This window comes from Lacinutrix sp. C3R15, assembly GCF_018860825.1.
Lineage (GTDB): Bacteria > Bacteroidota > Bacteroidia > Flavobacteriales > Flavobacteriaceae > Oceanihabitans.
The window spans coordinates 435-1,338 of the sequence record NZ_JAHKPZ010000017.1 but is presented as its reverse complement, the minus strand read 5'-3'; the positions used below and the strand labels follow the sequence as shown (position 1 = coordinate 1,338).

Annotated in this window: 2 protein-coding genes; both read right to left on the bottom strand. The window is 32.1% G+C overall.

The window, feature by feature from the left end; genetic code table 11:
- Positions 1–158 precede the first annotated feature (158 nt).
- Positions 159–515: a type II toxin-antitoxin system HigA family antitoxin gene (locus KO494_RS07765; RefSeq protein ID WP_215967039.1), complete on the bottom strand. Its 357-nt coding sequence runs from the start codon at positions 513–515 to the stop codon at positions 159–161.
- A gap of 2 nt (positions 516–517) precedes the next feature.
- Entirely contained in the window at positions 518–811 is a 294-nt protein-coding gene (locus tag KO494_RS07760) for a type II toxin-antitoxin system HigB family toxin (protein WP_215967038.1), read from the bottom strand.
- Positions 812–904 lie beyond the last annotated feature (93 nt).

The following is a 904-nucleotide window of genomic DNA, read 5'->3' as shown; positions in this document are numbered from 1 at the left end:
TACGCTATTTTTGGTAACGGTTTAGCATATGGTTTGTTGCGTGATCAAGTCACTAAGTTAGTAAATAAAAACCGAATAGAAAGTCCGCGAGGACTTTCGTAAGCAGGCTAGAACCTAGCAATAAAATATATGCATTGTTAGCCACTGGCTCTTATCAGTTAATAATCTTGAATTAATACTTCAGTGGGAATATGAAGAGTTGAATTCAATTTTCTTATCATTCCTAAAGTCAGTTTGCGTTTTTTATTCAAAATCTCACTAACTCTACTTTTAAAACCGACAACTTCAGCCAAATCTTTTTGTTTCATTCCCATTTGTTCCATGCGAAATTTAATGGCCTCAATAGGATCAGGCATTCCAATTGGAAAATTCTCGTTTTCAAAGCGGTCAATTAAGATGGAAAGTATTTCAAGTTCGTCTCCTTGTTCAGTTCCTTTTTTTGAATCAAAAATATCCTCAAGTCTCTCGAGTGCTTTTTGATAATCTTTTTCGTTTCTAATAGGTGCAATATTCATAATCAGATATTATTTGCGTCAATTTTATCATATTCAGCGTGAGTTCCGATAAACCTTATCCAACAAATTTGAAATTCAAAATTGAACCTCACAATTAATCGATAATTATTTCCTTTAATATTATAGACAATTTTATTGTCCTTTAAAATACTTGCGCTGGGATATTCCCTTTTTAATTCATTAATGCTATTCCATTCGGATTTTTCAGTTTCTCTATACCACGATTTTAATTGTTCTTCACAATCTGCGTGTTTTTCCCAAAAATCTCGTAAAGTTCGTTTTGCGATTACTCTCACATTATAATTGTTTGACGCAAATATAATAAATAAGTTACCAATATGGTAATTATTGTGGTTTTTTTAGCTTGTGGCTAACGTTCTCGTATATGG

Coding starts and splice junctions, on each gene's coding strand:
- KO494_RS07765 (WP_215967039.1), bottom strand. CDS start 515: ATGAATATTGCACCTATTAGAAACGAAAAAGATTATCAAAAAGCACTC.